At 50.2% G+C, this 18988-nt stretch carries 21 protein-coding genes; 13 read left to right on the forward strand and 8 right to left on the reverse strand.

From position 1 onward, the window contains the following. Positions 1-60: 60 nt before the first annotated feature. The 5 genes from pflA to ACTHTJ_RS07060 form a co-directional block, all read right to left on the reverse strand. On the reverse strand, positions 61-867 hold the full coding sequence (gene pflA, locus ACTHTJ_RS07040) for a pyruvate formate lyase 1-activating protein (protein ID WP_039864035.1): 807 nt from the start codon (positions 865-867) through the stop codon (positions 61-63). A gap of 138 nt (positions 868-1005) precedes the next feature. Beyond that, positions 1006-3291, reverse strand: coding sequence for a formate C-acetyltransferase (pflB, locus tag ACTHTJ_RS07045; RefSeq protein WP_049332561.1), 2286 nt, complete (start codon positions 3289-3291; stop codon positions 1006-1008). Between the two features lie 303 nt (positions 3292-3594). Then, positions 3595-4893 (reverse strand): adenylosuccinate synthase, encoded by a 1299-nt coding sequence (locus ACTHTJ_RS07050; protein WP_070585699.1) that lies wholly within the window; start codon positions 4891-4893, stop codon positions 3595-3597. Between the two features lie 43 nt (positions 4894-4936). After that, positions 4937-6094, reverse strand: coding sequence for an ATP phosphoribosyltransferase regulatory subunit (locus tag ACTHTJ_RS07055; protein ID WP_070585698.1), 1158 nt, complete (start codon positions 6092-6094; stop codon positions 4937-4939). A gap of 322 nt (positions 6095-6416) precedes the next feature. Further along, positions 6417-7220 carry an outer membrane protein assembly factor BamD gene (locus ACTHTJ_RS07060; RefSeq protein ID WP_070585697.1) on the reverse strand — a complete coding sequence of 268 codons (804 nt, stop codon included), beginning with the start codon at positions 7218-7220 and terminating at the stop codon, positions 6417-6419. Between ACTHTJ_RS07060 and rluD the strand changes: the two genes are divergently transcribed. From rluD to ACTHTJ_RS07090, 6 genes are all read left to right on the forward strand, one after another. Beyond that, complete coding sequence (rluD, locus tag ACTHTJ_RS07065; RefSeq protein WP_070585696.1) at positions 7219-8343, forward strand: 23S rRNA pseudouridine(1911/1915/1917) synthase RluD; 1125 nt, start codon at positions 7219-7221, stop codon at positions 8341-8343. The genes ACTHTJ_RS07060 and rluD overlap by 2 nt on opposite strands. 81 nt (positions 8344-8424) lie before the next feature. After that, entirely contained in the window at positions 8425-9195 is a 771-nt protein-coding gene (gene pgeF, locus ACTHTJ_RS07070; RefSeq protein ID WP_070585695.1) for a peptidoglycan editing factor PgeF, read from the forward strand. Positions 9196-9315: 120 nt separating this feature from the next. Next, positions 9316-9795 carry an LPS-assembly lipoprotein LptE gene (locus ACTHTJ_RS07075; protein WP_003680809.1) on the forward strand — a complete coding sequence of 160 codons (480 nt, stop codon included), beginning with the start codon at positions 9316-9318 and terminating at the stop codon, positions 9793-9795. Then, entirely contained in the window at positions 9795-10796 is a 1002-nt protein-coding gene (gene holA, locus ACTHTJ_RS07080) for a DNA polymerase III subunit delta (RefSeq protein WP_070585694.1), read from the forward strand. Before ACTHTJ_RS07075 ends, holA begins: the two co-directional genes overlap by 1 nt. 146 nt (positions 10797-10942) lie before the next feature. Beyond that, positions 10943-11362 (forward strand): hypothetical protein, encoded by a 420-nt coding sequence (locus ACTHTJ_RS07085; RefSeq protein ID WP_070585693.1) that lies wholly within the window; start codon positions 10943-10945, stop codon positions 11360-11362. A 91-nt stretch (positions 11363-11453) separates the two neighbouring features. Beyond that, complete coding sequence (locus ACTHTJ_RS07090) at positions 11454-11978, forward strand: RDD family protein (RefSeq protein WP_070585692.1); 525 nt, start codon at positions 11454-11456, stop codon at positions 11976-11978. 94 nt (positions 11979-12072) lie between these two features. On the opposite strand, the gene ACTHTJ_RS07095 is transcribed toward ACTHTJ_RS07090, so the two are convergent. The 3 genes from ACTHTJ_RS07095 to ACTHTJ_RS07105 form a co-directional block, all read right to left on the reverse strand. Then, positions 12073-13308, reverse strand: a complete 1236-nt coding sequence (locus ACTHTJ_RS07095) for a beta-ketoacyl-ACP synthase (protein WP_070585691.1) — start codon at positions 13306-13308, stop codon at positions 12073-12075. Continuing rightward, positions 13302-14030 carry a 3-oxoacyl-ACP reductase FabG gene (fabG, locus tag ACTHTJ_RS07100; protein WP_070585690.1) on the reverse strand — a complete coding sequence of 243 codons (729 nt, stop codon included), beginning with the start codon at positions 14028-14030 and terminating at the stop codon, positions 13302-13304. Before fabG ends, ACTHTJ_RS07095 begins: the two co-directional genes overlap by 7 nt. Before the next feature lie 65 nt (positions 14031-14095). Continuing rightward, positions 14096-14584, reverse strand: coding sequence for an ApeP family dehydratase (locus tag ACTHTJ_RS07105; protein WP_083297219.1), 489 nt, complete (start codon positions 14582-14584; stop codon positions 14096-14098). 110 nt (positions 14585-14694) lie between these two features. On the opposite strand from ACTHTJ_RS07105, the gene ACTHTJ_RS07110 reads away from it, so the two are divergent. The 7 genes from ACTHTJ_RS07110 to ACTHTJ_RS07140 all read left to right on the forward strand — a co-directional run bounded on the left by ACTHTJ_RS07110 (position 14695) and on the right by ACTHTJ_RS07140 (position 18957). Then, complete coding sequence (locus ACTHTJ_RS07110) at positions 14695-15456, forward strand: beta-ketoacyl synthase chain length factor (protein WP_070585689.1); 762 nt, start codon at positions 14695-14697, stop codon at positions 15454-15456. Continuing rightward, positions 15453-16211 carry a lysophospholipid acyltransferase family protein gene (locus ACTHTJ_RS07115; RefSeq protein WP_003746415.1) on the forward strand — a complete coding sequence of 253 codons (759 nt, stop codon included), beginning with the start codon at positions 15453-15455 and terminating at the stop codon, positions 16209-16211. The genes ACTHTJ_RS07110 and ACTHTJ_RS07115 overlap by 4 nt, the downstream gene beginning before the upstream one ends. After that, positions 16208-16468: a phosphopantetheine-binding protein gene (locus ACTHTJ_RS07120; RefSeq protein ID WP_003680822.1), complete on the forward strand. Its 261-nt coding sequence runs from the start codon at positions 16208-16210 to the stop codon at positions 16466-16468. The genes ACTHTJ_RS07115 and ACTHTJ_RS07120 overlap by 4 nt, the downstream gene beginning before the upstream one ends. Positions 16469-16480: 12 nt before the next feature. Then, positions 16481-16729, forward strand: a complete 249-nt coding sequence (locus tag ACTHTJ_RS07125) for an acyl carrier protein (protein ID WP_070585688.1) — start codon at positions 16481-16483, stop codon at positions 16727-16729. Positions 16730-16841: 112 nt separating this feature from the next. Further along, a complete protein-coding gene (locus ACTHTJ_RS07130) occupies positions 16842-17282 on the forward strand; it encodes a hypothetical protein (RefSeq protein ID WP_070585687.1) in 441 nt (146 codons plus the stop codon). A gap of 161 nt (positions 17283-17443) precedes the next feature. Beyond that, positions 17444-18337: a lysine exporter LysO family protein gene (locus ACTHTJ_RS07135; protein ID WP_210389049.1), complete on the forward strand. Its 894-nt coding sequence runs from the start codon at positions 17444-17446 to the stop codon at positions 18335-18337. A gap of 80 nt (positions 18338-18417) precedes the next feature. Next, positions 18418-18957: a hypothetical protein gene (locus ACTHTJ_RS07140; protein ID WP_070585686.1), complete on the forward strand. Its 540-nt coding sequence runs from the start codon at positions 18418-18420 to the stop codon at positions 18955-18957. Positions 18958-18988 lie beyond the last annotated feature (31 nt).

Consider the following 18988-nt stretch of genomic DNA (forward strand, 5'->3'; position numbering starts at 1 on the left):
TTCAATAGTTAAAAGGCCGTCTGAAACTGATTATTTCGTTTCAGACGGCCTTTTTCTGTTTTAATAAATAATGTTTTTTCCGTAGCTCTCTAATATTTCTTTGATTTTCAAAATGGTTTCTTTAGGCGGCGGATGTACGCCTTTTAATTTGTATTCGTCGCCGCACAAAGCCCATTTGTGTGCGCCCAATTCGTGATACGGCAAAAGCTCGACCATTTCGACATTATCCATATCACCGATAAACTCGCCCAATAAATGCGCCGAACGCTCATCATCGGTATAACCGGGAACAACCACATAGCGCACACGCGTCGGCTGGTTGCGTTCGGCAAGATAGCGCGCGAATTTCAGCGTTTTGGTATTTGGGATACCAACAAGCACTTTATGAATTTCAGGATCGATTTGTTTTAAGTCGAGCATGACCAAATTGGTATGATCGAGCAAATCATCCAAAATCGAATCATAGTGCAAAGCATAGCCATTGCTGTCGAGACAGGTATGGATATCATGTTCCCGGCAGGCCGTAAACCAATCGCGCACAAACTCATATTGCAATAACGGCTCGCCGCCGGTTGCCGTTACGCCTCCGCCTGTCGCACGCAGATAATGACGATAGGTCATAACCTGCTTCATCACGGTTGCCACGTCCAATTCCTGCGCCTGCTCGGTATGGAGATCCCATGTGTCGCGATTGTGGCAATACAGGCAGCGCATCAGGCAACCTTGCAAAAAAAGCACGTAGCGCAAACCCGGACCATCGACAGCACCGCAAGATTCAATAGAATGAATAATGCCTTTGCCGTTATAGTGACGGTGGCCAAGGTCTTTCAGTTCCGGCTCGGGGGTAATGGCAAAAGTCGTGGACATAGTGTTCGGCTCAAAAATGTTTTTGCTTATATGGATTGTACGATAATAAAGGCCGTCTGAACATTTCAGACGGCCTTGGAGCTTTGTTTCAAAACAAACCAAATGCAAATTTAGCTTCTGGTTTGTTTCGCCACCCGATTACATGGTTTCTGTGAATGTACGGGTAATCACGTCAAGCTGTTGTTCGCGGGTCAGCGAGTTGAAGCGAACCGCATAACCGGAAACACGAATGGTCAACTGCGGATATTTCTCCGGATTGTGCATCGCATCTTCCAAAGTCTCGCGATTCAATACGTTGACGTTCAAGTGTTGGCCGCCTTCCAAAATACCGTCTTCATGGTGGAAATAACCGTCCATCAAACCGGCAAGGTTGCGTTCGCGAGAATGCTCGTCTTTACCCAACGCGCCAGGAATAATGGAGAAGGTATAGGAAATACCGTCTTTAGCAAACTCAAATGGCAGTTTGGCTACAGAAGTCAATGAAGCAACTGCACCGTTGACATCACGACCGTGCATCGGGTTTGCACCCGGACCAAACGGAGCGCCAGCGCGGCGGCCATCCGGAGTATTACCGGTTTTCTTACCGTAAACAACGTTGGAAGTAATGGTCAGTACGGACTGAGTCGGAGTGGCGTTGCGGTAAGTTTTGTGGGTTGCCACTTTTTTCATGAAGCGTTCTACCAAGTCGCAGGCGATGTCGTCCACGCGGTCGTCGTTGTTACCGAATTGTGGGTATTCGCCTTCGATTTCGAAGTCAACAGCAATACCGTTTTCATCGCGAATCGGTTTCACTTTGGCGTATTTGATGGCGGACAGTGAGTCGGCAGCTACAGACAAACCGGCGATACCGCATGCCATCGTACGTTTCACGTCACGATCATGCAGCGCCATCAACGCGGCTTCGTAGCTGTATTTGTCGTGCATGTAGTGAATAATGTTCAGCGCAGTAACGTATTGGGTTGCCAACCAATCCATGAATTTGTCCATGCGCTCAAAGACAGTGTCGTAGTCCAAAACTTCGTCCATAATCGGCTCGGTTTTCGGACCAACTTGCTCTTTAGATTTTTCATCCACGCCGCCGTTGATTGCGTACAGCAGAGTTTTAGCTAAGTTAGCACGTGCGCCGAAGAACTGCATTTGTTTGCCGACCACCATCGGGCTGACGCAGCAGGCAATGGCGTAGTCGTCGCTATTGAAGTCAGGGCGCATCAAATCGTCGTTTTCGTATTGGATGGACGAAGTATCGATGGATACTTTGGCGCAGAATTCTTTAAAGCCTTGCGGCAGTTGTTCTGACCACAATACAGTGATGTTTGGCTCAGGAGACGGGCCCATGTTGTACAGGGTATGCAGCACGCGGAAGTTGGTGCGGGTTACCAAGGTACGGCCATCCAAGCCCATACCGCCGATGGATTCGGTTGCCCAAATCGGGTCGCCGGAGAAGAGTTGGTCGTATTCGGGCGTACGCAGGAAACGGACCATACGCAGTTTCATCACCAAGTGGTCAATGAATTCTTGCGCTTGGGTTTCGGTAATCACACCGTTTTTCAGGTCGCGTTCGATGTAGATGTCCAAGAATGAAGATACACGGCCGAAAGACATCGCCGCACCGTTTTGAGATTTAACGGCAGCGAGGTAGGCAAAGTAAGTCCATTGGATGGCTTCTTGTGCATTTTTTGCAGGGCCGGAAATGTCGTAGCCGTAAGAAGCCGCCATTTCTTTCATTTGACCCAAGGCTTTGTATTGTTCGTTGATTTCTTCGCGACGGCGGATGACTTCTTCCAAGTCCACACCGTTTTCCAAATCGGCTTGCAGTGAGTTGAACTGGTTGAGTTTGTCTTTCATCAAGAAGTCGATACCGTACAATGCCACGCGGCGGTAGTCGCCGATAATACGGCCGCGGCCATAAGCATCCGGCAGGCCGGTAATCACACCTGATTTACGGCAGCGGCGGATGTCGGGCGTATAAACGTCAAATACGCCTTGGTTGTGGGTTTTGCGATATTTGGTGAAAATTTCGCTGACTTCAGGATTCAATTCAACGTTGTACACTTTGCACGCATCTTGTACCATTTTCAAACCGCCAAACGGCATGATAGAGCGTTTCAAAGGCTCGTCTGTTTGCAGGCCGACGATGGTTTCCAAATTTTTGTCGATATAGCCTGGAGCATGGCTGGTAATACCGGAGACGATTTGCGCGTCGATTTTATACGGCTCGTGCGTACGGTTTTCAACCTTGATGCCTTCCATCACTTCCGCCCACAGCTTGGTTGTGGCTTCGGTTGCTGGTGCCAAGAAAGAGGCATCGCCTTCATATGGCGTGTAGTTTTTTTGAATAAAATCGCGGACATCTACGTTGGTTTCCCAGTTGCCACCGACAAAACCTTCCCAAGCGGCTGGACGTTGCTGAACATCATTTGACATATCAAGCTCCTAATTTTATTGAAAATATAGACTGTAAATTTTCTAAAAGGATAACATCAATACCCATTTATTTACAGGGGTTTTTGTGAAATAAAATTACAGATTTGGTTTTTCTTGATTTACGTCAATGAGAATAATTGTTACTTGGTACTACAGCGCAGTTTCTAAACATTCGCACTTAAAAACGGCGTAGAATACAAAATTCAGCCCCGAAGACAGGTGTTCTTCAGGGCTGATTTTTTATTGCATTGCATATATAAAGGCCGTCTGAAACATTCAGACGGCCTTTATTCACTTCATCAATTAAGCAAACGGATGGTGCAGAACGATGGTTTCTTCACGATCAGGACCGGTTGAAACAATAGCCACAGGCGCACCGCAAACTTCTTCAATACGTTTCAGATAAGCTTTAGCGTTTTCAGGCAGCTTGTCGTACTCTTTCACGCCAAAAGTCGACTCGCTCCAACCCGGCATGGTTTCGTAAATCGGTTTGCAGGTTTCCACCGCATCGGAGCCGCAAGGCAGAATGTCGGTTTTGCTGCCATCAGGCAATTCATAACCTACGCAGATATTGATGTTTTCAATACCGTCCATCACGTCCAGCTTGGTGATGCACATGCCGGAAATGCCGTTAACTTGAATAGAGCGTTTCAGAGCAGCCGCGTCAAACCAGCCACAACGACGCGCACGACCGGTTACAGAACCGAATTCATGGCCGCGTTCAGCCAAACCTGCGCCCACTTCGTCAAACAATTCAGTCGGGAATGGACCGGAACCCACTCGGGTGGTATAGGCTTTAACGATACCCAAGACGTAATCCAGCATTTGCGGACCTACGCCTGCACCGGCAGATGCGGCACCTGCCAAGCAGTTGGAAGAAGTGACAAACGGATAAGTACCGTAGTCGATATCCAGCAACGTACCTTGCGCGCCTTCAAACAACAGGCTTTCACCTTTACGGTTTTTCTCGTTCAAAACACGGGAAACATCGGTAATCATCGGCGTAATGCGCGGTGCAACTTTTTCAATGACCGCCATCACGTCTTCAACTTTTACCGGCTCGGCATTGTGCAGGTGTTGCAACTGAACATTGTAATAAGCCAAAACAGCTTCCAATTTTTCAACCAGTTTTTCAGGGTGCAACAAGTCCACCACGCGAATCGCGCGACGGGCAACTTTATCTTCATAGGCTGGGCCGATGCCGCGACCGGTTGTACCAATTTTGCTTTTACCGCGGGAAGCTTCGCGTGCTTGGTCAAGCGCAATGTGGTAAGGCAGGATCAATGGGCAGGTCGGCGCAATTTTCAGACGGCCTTCAACGTTTTTCACACCGGCGGCGTTCAATTCGTCGATTTCACCCAGCAATGCTTCAGGAGAAACGACAACACCTGAGCCGATGAAGCAGTCCAAAGTCTCATGCAAAATGCCGCTTGGAATCAGGCGCAAAATGGTTTTTTTGCCACCGACAACCAAAGTATGGCCGGCATTGTGGCCGCCTTGGAAACGTACTACACCGCTGGTTTCTTCCGCCAGCCAGTCAACAATCTTACCTTTGCCTTCATCACCCCATTGGGCACCGATTACGACAACATTTTTAGCCATAGCCATCTAACCTTATTTCAGATACAAAATTTCAAAATAAAACTCAATCGTTCAAAGCGATTACTTTCCAAACGCCGTCTACCTGTTTCAGACGGCCTGTAACCTCTTCCGAACCGTTATAGCCGATACCGTAATCGATAACGACACATTGTCCTTGTTCACGCAAAGCATCTACCGCTTCTTGAGCCACAGGCATGTCTTTGACATCGACCGCCACCACGGATTCCCGTCCGATAGCAGGAAGGCGGCCGATAAAGCTGCGCAAATCAAAACTGAATCCGGCAGCCGGACGCGCGCGTCCGAAGTATCCGCCCAATCCATCATAACGGCCGCCACGTGCCACGGCATCATGACGGTTTGAACCATAAGCCGCGTAAAGCAAACCGGTGTGGTAATTGTCAACGCGCAGTTCCGACAAATCGATATGCACTTTTTGATTTGGGAACGCATCACATACTGCCTGCAATTCATCCAAGGCCGCACTGACTGCGGACAATTCCGGTAATTTCTCTCTAGCCACAGTCAGCACTTCACGACCGCCATACAATCGGGGCAACAATGAAAACGCTTTTGCCCACATGCCATCAAGTTTCCACTCTTTAACCAACTGGCTGACGGCTTCGACATCCTTGTCCTGCATCGATGACAGCAGGATTGCCGATTGCTGCTCATCTAAATGCGCGGCATTTGCCAAAGCACGGAATACGCCGATATGGCCTAATGAAAGTAAAACTTCGCCCATGTCGGCAATCTTCATGCTTTTCAGCATCAAATCAATCAATTCGATATCCGCTTCAATGCCTTCCAAGCCGTACATTTCCGCACCCGCCTGCAAAGGTTCGCGCATATTGAGCAATCCGTCAGGCCGCGCATGAAGCACCGAACCGGCATAGCATAAACGGTTGATGCCTTGATTGGCAGAAAGCAAGTGGGCATCAATACGCGCCACCTGCGGCGTAATATCCGCACGGATACCGAGCTGACGGCCGCTGAGCTGATCGACGACCAAAATGGTTTTCAAAGACAAACCGGCATCGATATGTGTCAATAAGGAATGGCTGTATTCCATCAACGGCGGTTGCACCAATTCATAACCATGCACGCGGAACAAAGCCAACAGCCGCTCACGGGCGCTTTCCAGTTGTCGGGCATTGGTCGGTAACACGTCGGCAACGTGTTCAGGAAGCTGCCAAGACTTCATGAGAATCTACCTCTGTTTTTTTGTAAACATAAAGGGCTGATTAAATTTAAAACCAAATCAGCCTGACGACTGAAATTTTCCTGAATGCATCAACGGCAAATCCGATGCGGCTTCAACAAAACTGATTTTAAATTTAAACAGCCCCTGAGTAACGACTTCAAACCGTCGAGTTATTAAAATCAGACTTTACCATATTAAAACGAATTTTGCACCCTGTTTACAGAGATCGTAAAAAAACATTAAAAACAAAGGCCGTCTGAAAACCAAATGCATAGCTGCATCATTTTCAGACGGCCTTATTCATGCCTGAACAACCCGACGCTTAACGCCAGTAACGCCACCAAGGCATATCGTCAGATCGCCATTCGTGTTGCAAGAACGGGCTTTGCGGGAAGTTGGTTTCCAATACACGGCGTGTATCGGCAGCCAGTTGCGGCTTATCCAGTTTTTTGTACGCCAATTCCATCATCGCCAAAGCTTCTTCAACGTAACGGGTATTTTGGTAACGGCCGACGATTTTTTGAGCACGGTTGGCCGCTGCGACATAAGCACCGCGTTTCATGTAATAACGCGCCACAGACATCTCGTTACCGCCCAACGCGTCCACCAGCTTGGCCATACGCTCGGTTGCATCGGCAGCGTATTTGCTGTTTGGATAACGTTGAACCAACTCAGCAAATGCCTGATAAGCATCGCGGTTGGCTTTCGGGTCGCGGTCGGACCAGTCTTGGGAAGCCAGCTTGTTCAAGAAAGACTGGTCTTCGTTAAACAGGACCAAACCTTTCAAGTACAGCGCGTAGTCCATATTCGGATGTTGCGGATGATGGCGTTGGAAGCGCGCAATGGCAGCCAAGGCTTTTTCCGGCTCATCGTCTTTATAATAGGCATACGCCGTATCCAACTGGGACTGCTGGGCATAGCGGCCGTTTGGAAAACGGGACTCTAAAATTTCGTATAACTTGACAGCTCGCGTATAATTGTTGCTGTTCAATTCGTCTTGCGCTTCGGCATAAAGCTTTTCCACACTCCAATCTTGAGTAATTTGGGCGTCTTTATCGATTGTGCCTTTATTTGCGCAGGCACTCAGTGCCAAACCTAAAGAAACTACTAAAAGAATTTTTTTCATGCAGAATACTTCCTTTGATAACGAAGCCGATTATAGCGATGATTTAGACTTTCCGTCATCCCCTGAAACAGAAAGTTGTGTTAATTTGACCGTTCCGCTCGAAATGGCGGGCGGAAGGCTGGATGCCGTATTGGCCAAACTCATGCCCGACTACTCGCGCAGCCGTCTGAGTTCGTGGATTAAAGAGGGTGCGGTCATTGTAAACGATAAGCCCGCTCAACCCAAAGATAAAATGATAGGCGGTGAATTGATTGCCGTTACGGTACGTCCGAGCGAAGAAAACCTCGCGTTCACACCCGAACCCATGGATTTGGACATTATTTATGAAGACGATACCGTCATCGTCATCAACAAACCGGCCGGATTGGTCGTCCACCCTGCCGCAGGCAACTGGAGCGGCACCCTGCTCAACGGCCTGTTGGCGCACTGTCCCGAATTAAGCCAAGTGCCGCGTGCAGGTATCGTACACCGTTTGGACAAAGAAACCAGCGGCCTGATGGTAGTCGCCAAAACCCTGCCGGCGCAAAACTCATTGGTTCAACAGCTTCAAGAGCGCACAGTCAAACGCATTTACCGCGCAGTCGCCAACGGCATTGTTCCTTTTGACGGCAAAATCGAAACCCAAATCGGCCGCGACCCACACAACCGCCTGAAAATGGCAGTCGTCAAATTCGGCGGCAAACCTGCCATTACCCACGTCAAAGTGTTGGAACGTTATCTGGCGCACAGCTACATCGAATGCTCGCTCGAAACCGGCCGCACACACCAAATCCGCGTTCATATGCGCGAAGCCAACCATCCGCTGGCCGCCGATCCTGTTTACGGCAACCTGCGCCATCCATGTAGCGACGCAGTTAAAGAAGCCATCAAAGCCCTCGGCGCGCGCCAAGCCCTACATGCCTACCGCTTGAGTTTTGTCCATCCGAAAACCGGTGAAACCGTTTCCTTTGAAGCGCCTATGCCTGACGATATGTACCACCTGCTTTCCGTCCTGCGTCTGGAAGCCGGTTTGGATTCATCCCTAAGCAACGAGGAAGAATGGCAAGAGAAATTCGGCATGGACGATGACGATGATTGGAATGAAGACGACTACGATGTCGAAGTCGTTTATGTAAGGGATTAAACCCATATTTTCAGACGGCCTAAAATATTATTTGAGGCCTTCTGAAATCAATCCGTTCCAATATTCAGCGATTCAAAGATTATGAAAACCATCACAGATACCCTAAACCTCACCCCGCAAGGCAAGAATTTTTTGACTGCCGACTGGCCTGCCCCTGCCAATGTTAAAACGCTTATTACCACACGCAACGGCGGTGTCAGCGAAGGCATATACCGCAGCCTGAATGTCGGCTCACACGTCGGCGACAATCTGGAAGCCGTACTCTGCAACCGCGAAATCGTACAGGAACAAGTCGGCCTGCCCGTTGCCTACCTCAATCAAATCCACAGCACCATTGTTGTAAATGCCGCCGAAGCGTTAGGAAATACACCCGACGCCGATGCCTCGGTGGATACAACGGGAACAGTCGCTTGCGCTTCGATGACTGCCGATTGCCTGCCTGTCTTGTTTTGCGACAAAGCAGGTACAGTCGTTGCGGCGGCTCATGCAGGCTGGCGCGGTTTGGCCGGTGGTGTTTTGCAAAACACTATTGCAGCAATGAATATCGAGCCGTTGGAAATCATGGCCTATCTCGCCCCTGCCATCGGCCCTGATGCGTTTGAGGTGGGACAAGATGTATTTGATGCGTTTTGCACCCCTATGCCGGAAGCTGTCGATGCGTTTGAAGACATCGGCAGCGGCAAATACCTTGCCGACATTTACGCTTTGGCGCGCATGGTTCTGCACCGCGAGGGCGTGAACATGATTTATGGCGGCACCCATTGCACCGTCTTGGAACGCGATACTTTCTTCTCCTACCGCCGCGACGGACAAACCGGCCGCATGGTCAGCCTGATTTGGTTGGAAAAATAAGATTTGCACCATCAAAGACAAGGCCGTCTGAAATACTTTCCGTTTACGGTTTCAGACGGCCTAAACATTATTCGTTATAATCCGACGATACCGTAACCGGTTTCAACGAAGGAATATCCAATGAAAAAAATCCTATTGCCTGCACTCGCCCTATTGCTTGCCTCTTGCGGTTTCCACCTGAAAGGCACAGGCGTGACTTCGCAGCCGCTGCCTTATCAAAACTGGCATGTAGAAGGCGGAGCCGTCATGCAAAAAGCGCTGGAAAATGCCTTACGCCGTGCCGACGGTCATCCGGTTAGCGAAGCCGAATCACAAATCACCCTGCGCGTTGTCGACTTTCAAAAACGCCGCGACATCTACACCATTACCCGCGCCGCCGCAATCAACGAATACCTGCTGGCCATGACCGTCAAAGCCCAAGCCTTCCGCAACGGCGAGCCGGTTGGCGAACCGATGGAAGTCAAGGTTCACCGCACCATGGACTACGCCGACAGCGAAGTTTTGGGTAAACAGGAAGAGGAAGAAACCATTTGGTCTGAAATGCGCATCGACGCTGCAGATCAAATCGTCCGCCGCCTGACTTTCCTGAAGGCACAATAATGGCTGCCGCGCCCATTGAGAGCCTGCGCCCTGATACGCCGCTCAAACCGTTGTACATCATCCACGGCGAAGAGGATTTGTTGCGCATCGAGGCTTTGGATACGCTGCGCGCAGCCGCAAAAAAACAAGGTTATCTCAACCGCGAAGTTTATACCGCCGAAAACAATTTTGACTGGAACGAGCTGTTGCACAGTGCCGGCAGCGCAGGTTTGTTTGCCGATTTGAAACTACTGGAAATCCACATTCCCAACGGCAAACCCGGTAAAAACGGAGGCGATGCCCTGCAAGCCTTCGCCGAACGCCTGCCCGAAGATACGGTTACGCTCATCCTCCTGCCCAAGCTTGAAAAAACGCAAATCCAGTCCAAATGGTTTTCCGCATTGGCGGGCAAAGGCATCGTCTTAGAAGCAAAAGCCGTTGCGCCACATGCTTTGCCGCAATGGATACAGGGCCGTCTGAAACAGCAGGGTTTGGATATCGAACCTGAAGCACTCGCCCTTTTTGCCGAGCGCGTCGAAGGCAATCTTTTGGCCGCCCGTCAGGAAATCGAAAAACTCGCCCTGCTCCATCCACAAGGCCATTTAATCAATATTACCGACGCAGAAGCCGCAGTTGCCACCGTCGCCCGCTTCGACGTATTCCAACTGGCAGGCGCATGGATGAAAGGCGATGCCCTGCGCGTTTCCCGTTTGCTGGACGGTTTGGAAGAAGAAGGCGAAGAGCCGGTTTTGCTGTTGTGGGCGGTTGCCGAAGACATCCGCACCCTAATCCACCTGACTGCCGCACTCAAGCAGGGCCAAAACATCCAAAGCCTGCGCAACAGCCTGCGCTTATGGGGCGACAAGCAGACCCTTGCACCGATGGCGGCCAAACGCATTTCCATCAACCGCCTGCTCGACGCACTCAAAACCTGCGCCAAAATCGACCGCATCATCAAAGGCGCGGAAGAAGGCGATGCATGGACTGAGTTCAAACAACTCGTTACCTCGCTGGCCGCTTGAAACCGTTGCCACGTATCAAGAAACTTGCACGTAATACGCCCCAAAAACAGAAAATACTGTAAAATAGCGTAAACTCAAATTCAGGCCGTCTGAACCTCGCATTTCAGACGGCCTCTTCCAGCAAAAAACAAGGAAACACCAACCATATGGATAATAAAACCAAACTTCGCATCGGCGGTCTGGTCCTGCTGACCACTGCCGTATTAAGCCTCATCATCGTTCTGATCGTCGATTCATGGCCGCTTGCCATCCTGTTGGCCGTCATCATCGTGGCCGCTGCCGCAGGCGGTTTCGTTTGGACTTCACGCCGTCAGCAACGCCAATTCCTCGAGCGCCTGAAAAAATTCGACATCGATCCGGAAAAAGGCCGTATCAACGAAGCCAACCTGCGCCGCATGTACCACAGCGGCGGTCAACATCAAAAAGACGCGATTACCTTGGTTTGCCTGTCGCAAAAATGTTCCGTTGACGAAGCGCACGCCATCTTCAAAAAACGTCCGACCCGTCAGGAAATGAACCAAATGGCTGCCCAACAGGCACGCGGTCAAAAACGTCCACATCGCTAATCTCGACAGTAACAGGCCGTCTGAACATCCTATCCCGTTTCAGACGGCCTGTTTTTATTTCCATCAAACCCATTTCCGTTTCCATCGCATTATGACCCGTCTTCCTACCGCCCCACTCAAACGCCGCCTCGCCGCACTGGTTTACGAACTTCTCCTGACCGGCGCCGTTACCAGCATTGCCGCCCTTGCAGCCGGTATTGTCGCCATCTTTCTCAATCCTGTTTCCACGCGCCTGTCCATGCTGGCAACCTGTCTGATTCTGTTCTACGCATGGTGGCTCTACTTCCGCACCAACTGGCACAAAAAAGGCCAAACCCTCGCCATGCAGACATGGAAAATCGGCTTGGCCGATAAAAACGATACTCAGCCGCCCCTGCCGCAGCTGCGCCTGCGCTTTATTTGGGCAAGCATTTTTATTGTCTTCATTCCCCTATTTGCCTACGCCGGATTGCGTCATCTGCTCAATATCCCTCCTAAAGGCGCATTCGGTGCTGCGCTTATTTGGCTCATCCTGCCATGGGGCTTCGCCCTGTTCCATCCCGACCACCAGTTCCTCTACGACTTCTTGGCCGGAACAAGGCTGGTGGATTTAAATCAGAAGAAAACAAACGAATAAAATTCGCAAGCATCTCAAGCTCTAAATAAAATAAAGGCCGTCTGAAACTCAAGATAAGTTTCAGACGGCCTTTAATCATGAAATCAAGCGATGATTATTCTTGCCAACGTTTGAACACCAGCGAAGTATTGACGCCGCCAAAAGCAAAGTTATTGCTGACCACATAATCTGTTTGAATCTCACGTCCGCCTGTTTGGATGTAATCCACCTTGCCGCAACGCGGATCAATGTTTTCCAAATTGACAGTCGGCGCAAACCAACCATTGTTCATCATTTCGATGGTAAACCAGGCTTCCAATGCGCCGCATGCACCGAGTGTATGGCCGAGATAGCTTTTTTGTGAACTCATCGGCACAAAACCAAACACTGCCTCAGTCGCCAGCGTTTCGGCAATATCGCCTTTTTCGGTCGCCGTACCGTGGCCGCTGACATAGCCGACTTTATCAGGCGTAATACCGGCGTCTTTCAGCGCAAGCTCCATACATTTTTGCATAGTTTCTTTTTGCGGTTGGGTAACGTGACTGCCGTCACTGTTGGCACCATAGCCGACAAGTTCAGCATAGATTTTCGCACCGCGCGCACGGGCGTGCTCCAACTCTTCCAATACGAAAATGCCTGCACCTTCGCCGATGACCAAGCCGTCTCGAGCGTTGTCGTAAGGGCGCGGCGTCAGCTCAGGTTCGCCGTTGCGGCGGCTGGCGGCATAGAGTGAATCGAAAACATACACTTCGGACGGACAAAATTCTTCGCCGCCGCCAGCCAGCATCATATCAATCAGGCCGTATTTAATCGCTTCGTAAGCATAACCAATGCCTTGGCTGCCGGAAGAGCACGCGCTTGATGTCGGGATGATGCGGCCTTTCAAACCGAAGAAAATGCCGATATTGGCGGCAGTCGTATGCGGCATCATGCGCACATAAGTATTGGCGTTGAAATTGCGCGATGTGCCTGTTATCAAAAGTTCGCCCATATCGCCGATGTCTTTGGTGCTGCCGACAGACGAACCGCACGCTACGCCCATACGGCCGTCGGTAATGCTTTCATCGCCCAGCAAACCCGCATCCGTCAAGGCTTGCTCCGCCGCATCGACACACAAATGCGATACGCGACCCATGCTTCTAAGCTGCTTGCGCGTCCAGTGTTCGGGAGGAGAATAGCCTTCAATCGGCGCACCCAGTTGCGCTTCCAATTCAGGAAAGCGTCCACTCCAGTCCATGTATTTGACCGCGTTTTTTTCGGCTTTAAAGGCCGTCTGAATACTTTGCCAATCACGGCCGAAAGCGGTAATACCGCCGATACCTGTTACAACGACTCTTCTAGTATTCAACACAAACCTCCGTTCACAGCAATCACTTGACGCGTAATGTACGCCGCTTTTTCATCCATCAGGAAGCGCACCGCATGCGCCACTTCCTCGGGCAATCCCATACGCGCAGCAGGGACGGCCTTTAAGATTTCTTCGACAGGCACGTTCTCATCGATAATATCGGTATCGATAAGGCCCGGCGCCACGCAGTTGACGGTAATTTTGCGTTTTGCCAACTCAACTGCCAAGGCTTTTGCCGCGCCGATTAAGCCCGCTTTGGACGCGCTGTAATTGACCTGACCGCGGTTGCCCGTCAAACCGGACACCGACGCCATGCACACAATCCGTCCGGCTTTGCGGCGGCGGATCATCGGCATGGTCAAAGGGTGCAACACATTATAAAAACCGTCCAAATTGGTACGCAACACCAAGTCCCAATCATCATCAGTAAACGCAGGAAACGCATTGTCGCGCGTCAGCCCGGCATTCAGTACCACGCCGTAATATGTGCCGTTTGCCTCAATGTCGGCAGTCAAAATTTCTCGGCAGTCTTCGCGGTCGGACACGTCAAACTGCAACACGCGCGCATTTCTACCCAATGCACGGATTTCTTCCGCTACAGCTTCCGCTTCGTCACGACGGCTGCGGCAGTGGACGACAATATCAAAGCCGTCTTGTGCCAAACCAAGCGCGACGGCTTTGCCGATACCGCGATTAGACCCTGTAATTAAAATAGTTTCACTCATACGTTTTCTCACTATATCGACAGGCCGTCTGAATCTTTGTCTTTTCAGACGGCCTTGTAAACGGTTTAAATGATTTGACCGTCTTTCGGACTGTACACATTCAAAGAGGCTTTTGCCAGCAAACCGTCTGGCGGCAACAGAGGCTTCACATCTTCCGGCGCATCCGTCCAGCGCAACTCGCAATCAAATACGCCCATGCCGCCCAAATCCTGAATGGACACATGCGCCCTGACTTCCAGCTCAGTACCGACAGGCACGGAATCGGCAAACAAATCCAGCTTGCGCGTTCCCAATAAAAAACCCAAGCGTACAGGCTCTCCGGCCTTTAAAGCCTCAATGCCTGCATACGCGCCTATGCCCTGAGCCATCAATTCCATATAAGCCATAGACGGCAACACGCCGTCCTGCAGCAAAATATGCTTATCGCCAACCGGCGCACGGCAAACCGTATAGTCATCGCCAAATTCTTTCACACAGTCGATAAGCACCATATGTCCGCTGTGCGGAAGCAGCGAAGCCACATCATAAATCGGGGCACTCGGTATTGAAGGCATAAAATGTCATCCGGGAATAAATTACGTTACAATATGCATTATAACAGAGCCTAGCTTTTACTAACCCATTTCATTACAATGTATGAAAATGTAAAACATTGAAAGACATCATGCCTCAAAACGTTTGCCGTTTCAGCTTCAATATCGCCGCATGGCAGGCCTCCTCCAGCAAAATCAGTACGCCGGAGCAATGGCAGGACTGGGCGCAGGGAAAACTCGATACCGCCTCACTGCCGGAGTGCAAACCCGCGCTCTCCTTTTTACCGCCAATGCAACGCCGCCGCTTGGGAAAAGCGGCACGCTTGGTTTGCGATGCCGCATGGAATCTGGCCGACCAATATCCCGAAAGCGTCCCGGTGTACGTTTCGCATGACGGCGAAAGCAACCGCAGCTTTGAATTGTGGCAAGAACTTTTAAACACGCATACCGTGTCGCCGACCTCATTCGGCCTGTCCGTCCACAACGCAACGATTGGGCAATGGTCGATGTTGCGCAAAGACATGAGTGAGCATACCGCGTTGGCCGTTGCCGCCGATTCCTTTGAAACCGCGCTGACCGAGGCATTTGCGCTTTTGCAAGACGGCGCGCCATCTGTTTTAGTGATTGTCGCCGATGATCCGTTGTCCGAAGACTATCCCGTCTTGGCTACACGTGCGCCGTTTGCCTATGCATTGGCACTGGTAATCACAAAGGGCGAAGACTATACCTTAAGCTTGGAAACCACATCCGCAAGGCCGTCTGAAAACCTTAACGATACAACAGTCGAGCCCTATTGGAGCAGCCTGGAGTGGGTACGCTTCCTGCTTTCAGACGGCCGACAACACACGCAACACTATATCGGCAGAAACTGGCACTGGCAGAAAAACGCATGAAGACTTTAGACTATTTCCGTCGCTTTTTTGCCACACTCTTCGGCTTCATCCTCTTCGGCGTTGCAGGCGTATTGTTCAAAATCGCACTTTTGCCCTATACGCTCAAATCGACCAAGGGCGACATCAAACGCCAACTTGAAGCAAGGCGCATGATAGGCAAAGTTTGGCGTTTCTTCGTCGGCTACCTGCAATGGTCGGGCGTATTGAGCGTCCGCTTCAACGGCTTGGAAAAACTCGGCAGACCCGGCCAGCTCATCCTTGCCAACCATCCCTCGCTTTTGGATGTTGTTTTACTGATCAGCCACTTCCCCGACCCGAACGTGTTGGTCAAAAAAGACCTGTTGCACAACCCCAGCATGAAAAGCCAGATTATCGCTTCAGGCTACATCCCCAACGACGAAAGCATGGAAATGTTGGAAGAAATCGACGCCGTATTCAAAAGCGGGCAAAGTATGCTGATTTTCCCCGAAGGCACGCGCACAGGTTGGGACGGACAGGTTAAAATGCACCGCGGCGCCGTATCGCTCGGTTTGCGCAGCGCATCAGTCATCACGCCCGTGTGCATCAAGATGACGCCGCCCAATTTCAAAAAGGGGCAACCGTGGTACAAAATCCCGCCACAAAAAATTCATTATGAAATTACCGTCGGCGACGACATCCTGCCGGAAGAATGGCTGGCAGAAAAACCCCTACCTATCGCCGCACGCCGTTTAAACGAATACCTGCAAGACTATTTTACAAGGAAAACCACATGAGCAATTTAGAAAACCAAATCAAACAATTAATCATCGACAGCTTGGGCTTGGAAGACATTACCGTTGCCGACATCGGCAGCGAAGATCCTCTTTTCGGCGACGACGGCCTGGGCCTGGATTCGGTTGATGCATTGGAACTTGGTTTGGCCGTACAAAAAACCTTCGGCTTCCAGCTCGACGGTGAAAACGACAACCTGCGCGAAAACTTTGCCAACGTCAAAACTCTGGCCGAGTTCGTCAAGAGCCGCCAAGCATAAGGGAGAGAGAAGATGACCGAACAAGAAGTACGCACCCTGCTGACCGATGCACTGGTTAACCTGTTTGAAATCGAACCGGAACGCATCAAACCCGAAACCAACCTCTACGAAGATTTGGAAATCGACAGTATCGACGCCATCGACCTCATCGACCACATCAAACGTGAAACCGGCCGCAAACTACAAGCCGAAGACTTCCGCAATGTGCGTACCGTAGAAGACGTGGTTCAAGCGGTTTTTAAAGTACAACAAGATTCCTGATTCCGCTTTGAATCAGCATATTTTCAGACGGCCTTGTCAATCCGCAAGGTCGTCTGAACATCAATAAACAACATCAACCTTTCTCACTTATCCATAATATACAACTGACACCATGAAAAAATTCATTTCCCTACTGCTCTTACTCCCCGCCTTGTCTGCGCACGCTGAAATTTCTCTCATCAAAAAAATGACACATACCGAGTGTATGCAAGTCATCCGTGATTCATTGGATATGTATAACGATATAGTTTTTTGTGAAAAAGAGGCAAACGATGAGGCTGAAGACAACGGTTCGCTGGCATCGACTATGGCTGGATTTATCAACAGTAAATCAGCAATGTCGCCCATCTGCCCAACGGTCAAAAAAATGACCAAACAAGAGCAAACTCAATTTTATTCCCGCTATCCACAATCTCATGAACCCAAAGAGGTGGCAAAATTCTGTACCCCGAAAAACCGCAAACACATTGCCAAGCTCTATCCAAAATACTATAAGCTGCTCGTAGAATATGAAGCCTTTGAAAAAAATAAAAATAAGGAAGAAAACGAATAACCCAAGACGCCATCGACCTTATTGACCACATCAAACGCGAAAGCGACCGCAAACTGCAACCGGCAAACCTGCTCAAAGAACAATGATATTAATTGATTTCTCTCTTACGAAACAAAATATTTAATATCAAATCAATAATTTTCAACTGGAGAGTTATAAATATGGAATCATCTTTATCATCGATCTTTATTGTTCTTGCATTGTTATCTACCGGTTTCCTATCTGGTAAATTTCTTGCACCACCCCTTCGACAAGTCCTACTCAAACCCCTGTCCTTTATTGTCCTGCTGCTGCTCTTTTTCATGGGCTATGAGTTCGGCGGCGTCTTTACCGACCCGAATCTGGGCGCGGACATCGTCAAATATGCCCTGCTGCTCGCACTGATTATCAGCGCGTTTACCTTGATTGCGCTTTATCGCAAACCCGAAGCCTCGACTGCTCCCACTCCATCGGGTAGCTTTATCAAACCCTTTTACGGCTGTTTCAAAGCCTTTGCTTTTTTCGGTTTGGGTGTCGCGACATTTGCCTTTTTCGGGCGACAGGTCGGCAATCTGCCCATCGACAGCACCCATATCCTCTATCTGCTGATTTTCATGGTTGGCATAGACTTGGTTCATTTCCAGCTTGGCGGATTCGGACGTAGGATTTTCCTGCTGCCGCTTCTGACCGTTGCTGCAACCGCCGCCGCGTGTTTCGTTTTTTCGCTATGTTCGCCCTATTCGTTTGCCCAAAGCCTGGTATTGTCTGGCGGTTTCGGCTGGTTCTCCCTTTCGGGTCCTATGGTTGGAAAAGCTGTATCGCCCGAAATGGGTGCGGCAGCGTTTATGACCGATTTTTTCCGCGAAATGATCAGCATCGTCTTCCTGTATTTCTACGGACGAAAGCAGCCTATGGCGGCAATCGGCATTTCTGGCGCAGCGGCAATGGACTCCGCCCTACCCTTTATCAAAGAAAACTGCCGTGTCGAATACATCAAATACGCCATCGTCAGCGGCTTTATCCTGACCCTTGTCGCACCGTTTTTTCTGTCCGCCGCCATTGCCATGTTGAACTGACCCTGCTATTTTACAAACAACTTTCAGACGACCTTTCCCCCCCAAAAAACCCCAAAAGTCGTCTGAAACCGAACACCATTATGAAAACACTGGGAAAACTCCTACTGACCCTCGCCAGCCTCGCCTATCCGCTCCTATGGTATTACGGCAGGGAAAACGGCGCGTTTTTCTGGCTTGCCGCCGCCATGTGCATCCTGTGGCTGATACGCGCCGCCATGCCGCAAACCACAGCCCAACGCATTACGGCGATTATCCTTGCTGCTTTTTTTGCGGCGATACTGGTTTTCAGACGGCCCGACTCGATGTATTGGTATCCCGTTGCCGTCAACGCGCTGATGCTTGCCGTTTTCGGCGGCAGCCTGTTTGCCAAACAAACGGTTACCGAACGCCTCGCCCGACTGCAACACCCCGACCTGCCGCCCGAAGGTGTGCTGCATACCCGTCGTGTTACGCAAATCTGGTGCGCCTTCTTCATTTTCAACGGCGCAACCGCCGCCATTTTGGCTGGCTTGCAATATTACGACTGGTGGGCGGCTTATACAGGCATCGTGTCTTATGTGTTAATGGGAATCTTATTTGCCGGAGAGTGGATTTATCGGAAATTGGTTTTGAAGGTTTAATCCATTAAAAATATTTCATCAATTAGACGAA

The organism is Neisseria sp. P0018.S001, assembly GCF_051957355.1.
Taxonomy (GTDB): Bacteria; Pseudomonadota; Gammaproteobacteria; order Burkholderiales; family Neisseriaceae; genus Neisseria; species Neisseria subflava_A.

Excerpts from the sequence above, each read along its gene's own strand:
- rluD (WP_070585696.1), top strand. The coding sequence starts at position 7,219 with ATGCAGAATACTTCCTTTGATAACGAAGCCGATTATAGCGATGATTTA.
- ACTHTJ_RS07115 (WP_003746415.1), top strand. The coding sequence starts at position 15,453 with ATGAAGACTTTAGACTATTTCCGTCGCTTTTTTGCCACACTCTTCGGC.
- pflB (WP_049332561.1), bottom strand. The coding sequence starts at position 3,291 with ATGTCAAATGATGTTCAGCAACGTCCAGCCGCTTGGGAAGGTTTTGTC.
- ACTHTJ_RS07140 (WP_070585686.1), top strand. The coding sequence starts at position 18,418 with ATGAAAACACTGGGAAAACTCCTACTGACCCTCGCCAGCCTCGCCTAT.
- ACTHTJ_RS07055 (WP_070585698.1), bottom strand. The coding sequence starts at position 6,094 with ATGAAGTCTTGGCAGCTTCCTGAACACGTTGCCGACGTGTTACCGACC.
- ACTHTJ_RS07050 (WP_070585699.1), bottom strand. The coding sequence starts at position 4,893 with ATGGCTAAAAATGTTGTCGTAATCGGTGCCCAATGGGGTGATGAAGGC.
- ACTHTJ_RS07125 (WP_070585688.1), top strand. The coding sequence starts at position 16,481 with ATGACCGAACAAGAAGTACGCACCCTGCTGACCGATGCACTGGTTAAC.
- ACTHTJ_RS07090 (WP_070585692.1), top strand. The coding sequence starts at position 11,454 with ATGACCCGTCTTCCTACCGCCCCACTCAAACGCCGCCTCGCCGCACTG.
- ACTHTJ_RS07135 (WP_210389049.1), top strand. The coding sequence starts at position 17,444 with ATGGAATCATCTTTATCATCGATCTTTATTGTTCTTGCATTGTTATCT.
- ACTHTJ_RS07060 (WP_070585697.1), bottom strand. The coding sequence starts at position 7,220 with ATGAAAAAAATTCTTTTAGTAGTTTCTTTAGGTTTGGCACTGAGTGCC.
- pflA (WP_039864035.1), bottom strand. The coding sequence starts at position 867 with ATGTCCACGACTTTTGCCATTACCCCCGAGCCGGAACTGAAAGACCTT.
- ACTHTJ_RS07105 (WP_083297219.1), bottom strand. The coding sequence starts at position 14,584 with ATGCCTTCAATACCGAGTGCCCCGATTTATGATGTGGCTTCGCTGCTT.
- ACTHTJ_RS07075 (WP_003680809.1), top strand. The coding sequence starts at position 9,316 with ATGAAAAAAATCCTATTGCCTGCACTCGCCCTATTGCTTGCCTCTTGC.
- holA (WP_070585694.1), top strand. The coding sequence starts at position 9,795 with ATGGCTGCCGCGCCCATTGAGAGCCTGCGCCCTGATACGCCGCTCAAA.
- fabG (WP_070585690.1), bottom strand. The coding sequence starts at position 14,030 with ATGAGTGAAACTATTTTAATTACAGGGTCTAATCGCGGTATCGGCAAA.
- ACTHTJ_RS07085 (WP_070585693.1), top strand. The coding sequence starts at position 10,943 with ATGGATAATAAAACCAAACTTCGCATCGGCGGTCTGGTCCTGCTGACC.
- ACTHTJ_RS07120 (WP_003680822.1), top strand. The coding sequence starts at position 16,208 with ATGAGCAATTTAGAAAACCAAATCAAACAATTAATCATCGACAGCTTG.
- ACTHTJ_RS07110 (WP_070585689.1), top strand. The coding sequence starts at position 14,695 with ATGCCTCAAAACGTTTGCCGTTTCAGCTTCAATATCGCCGCATGGCAG.
- ACTHTJ_RS07130 (WP_070585687.1), top strand. The coding sequence starts at position 16,842 with ATGAAAAAATTCATTTCCCTACTGCTCTTACTCCCCGCCTTGTCTGCG.
- pgeF (WP_070585695.1), top strand. The coding sequence starts at position 8,425 with ATGAAAACCATCACAGATACCCTAAACCTCACCCCGCAAGGCAAGAAT.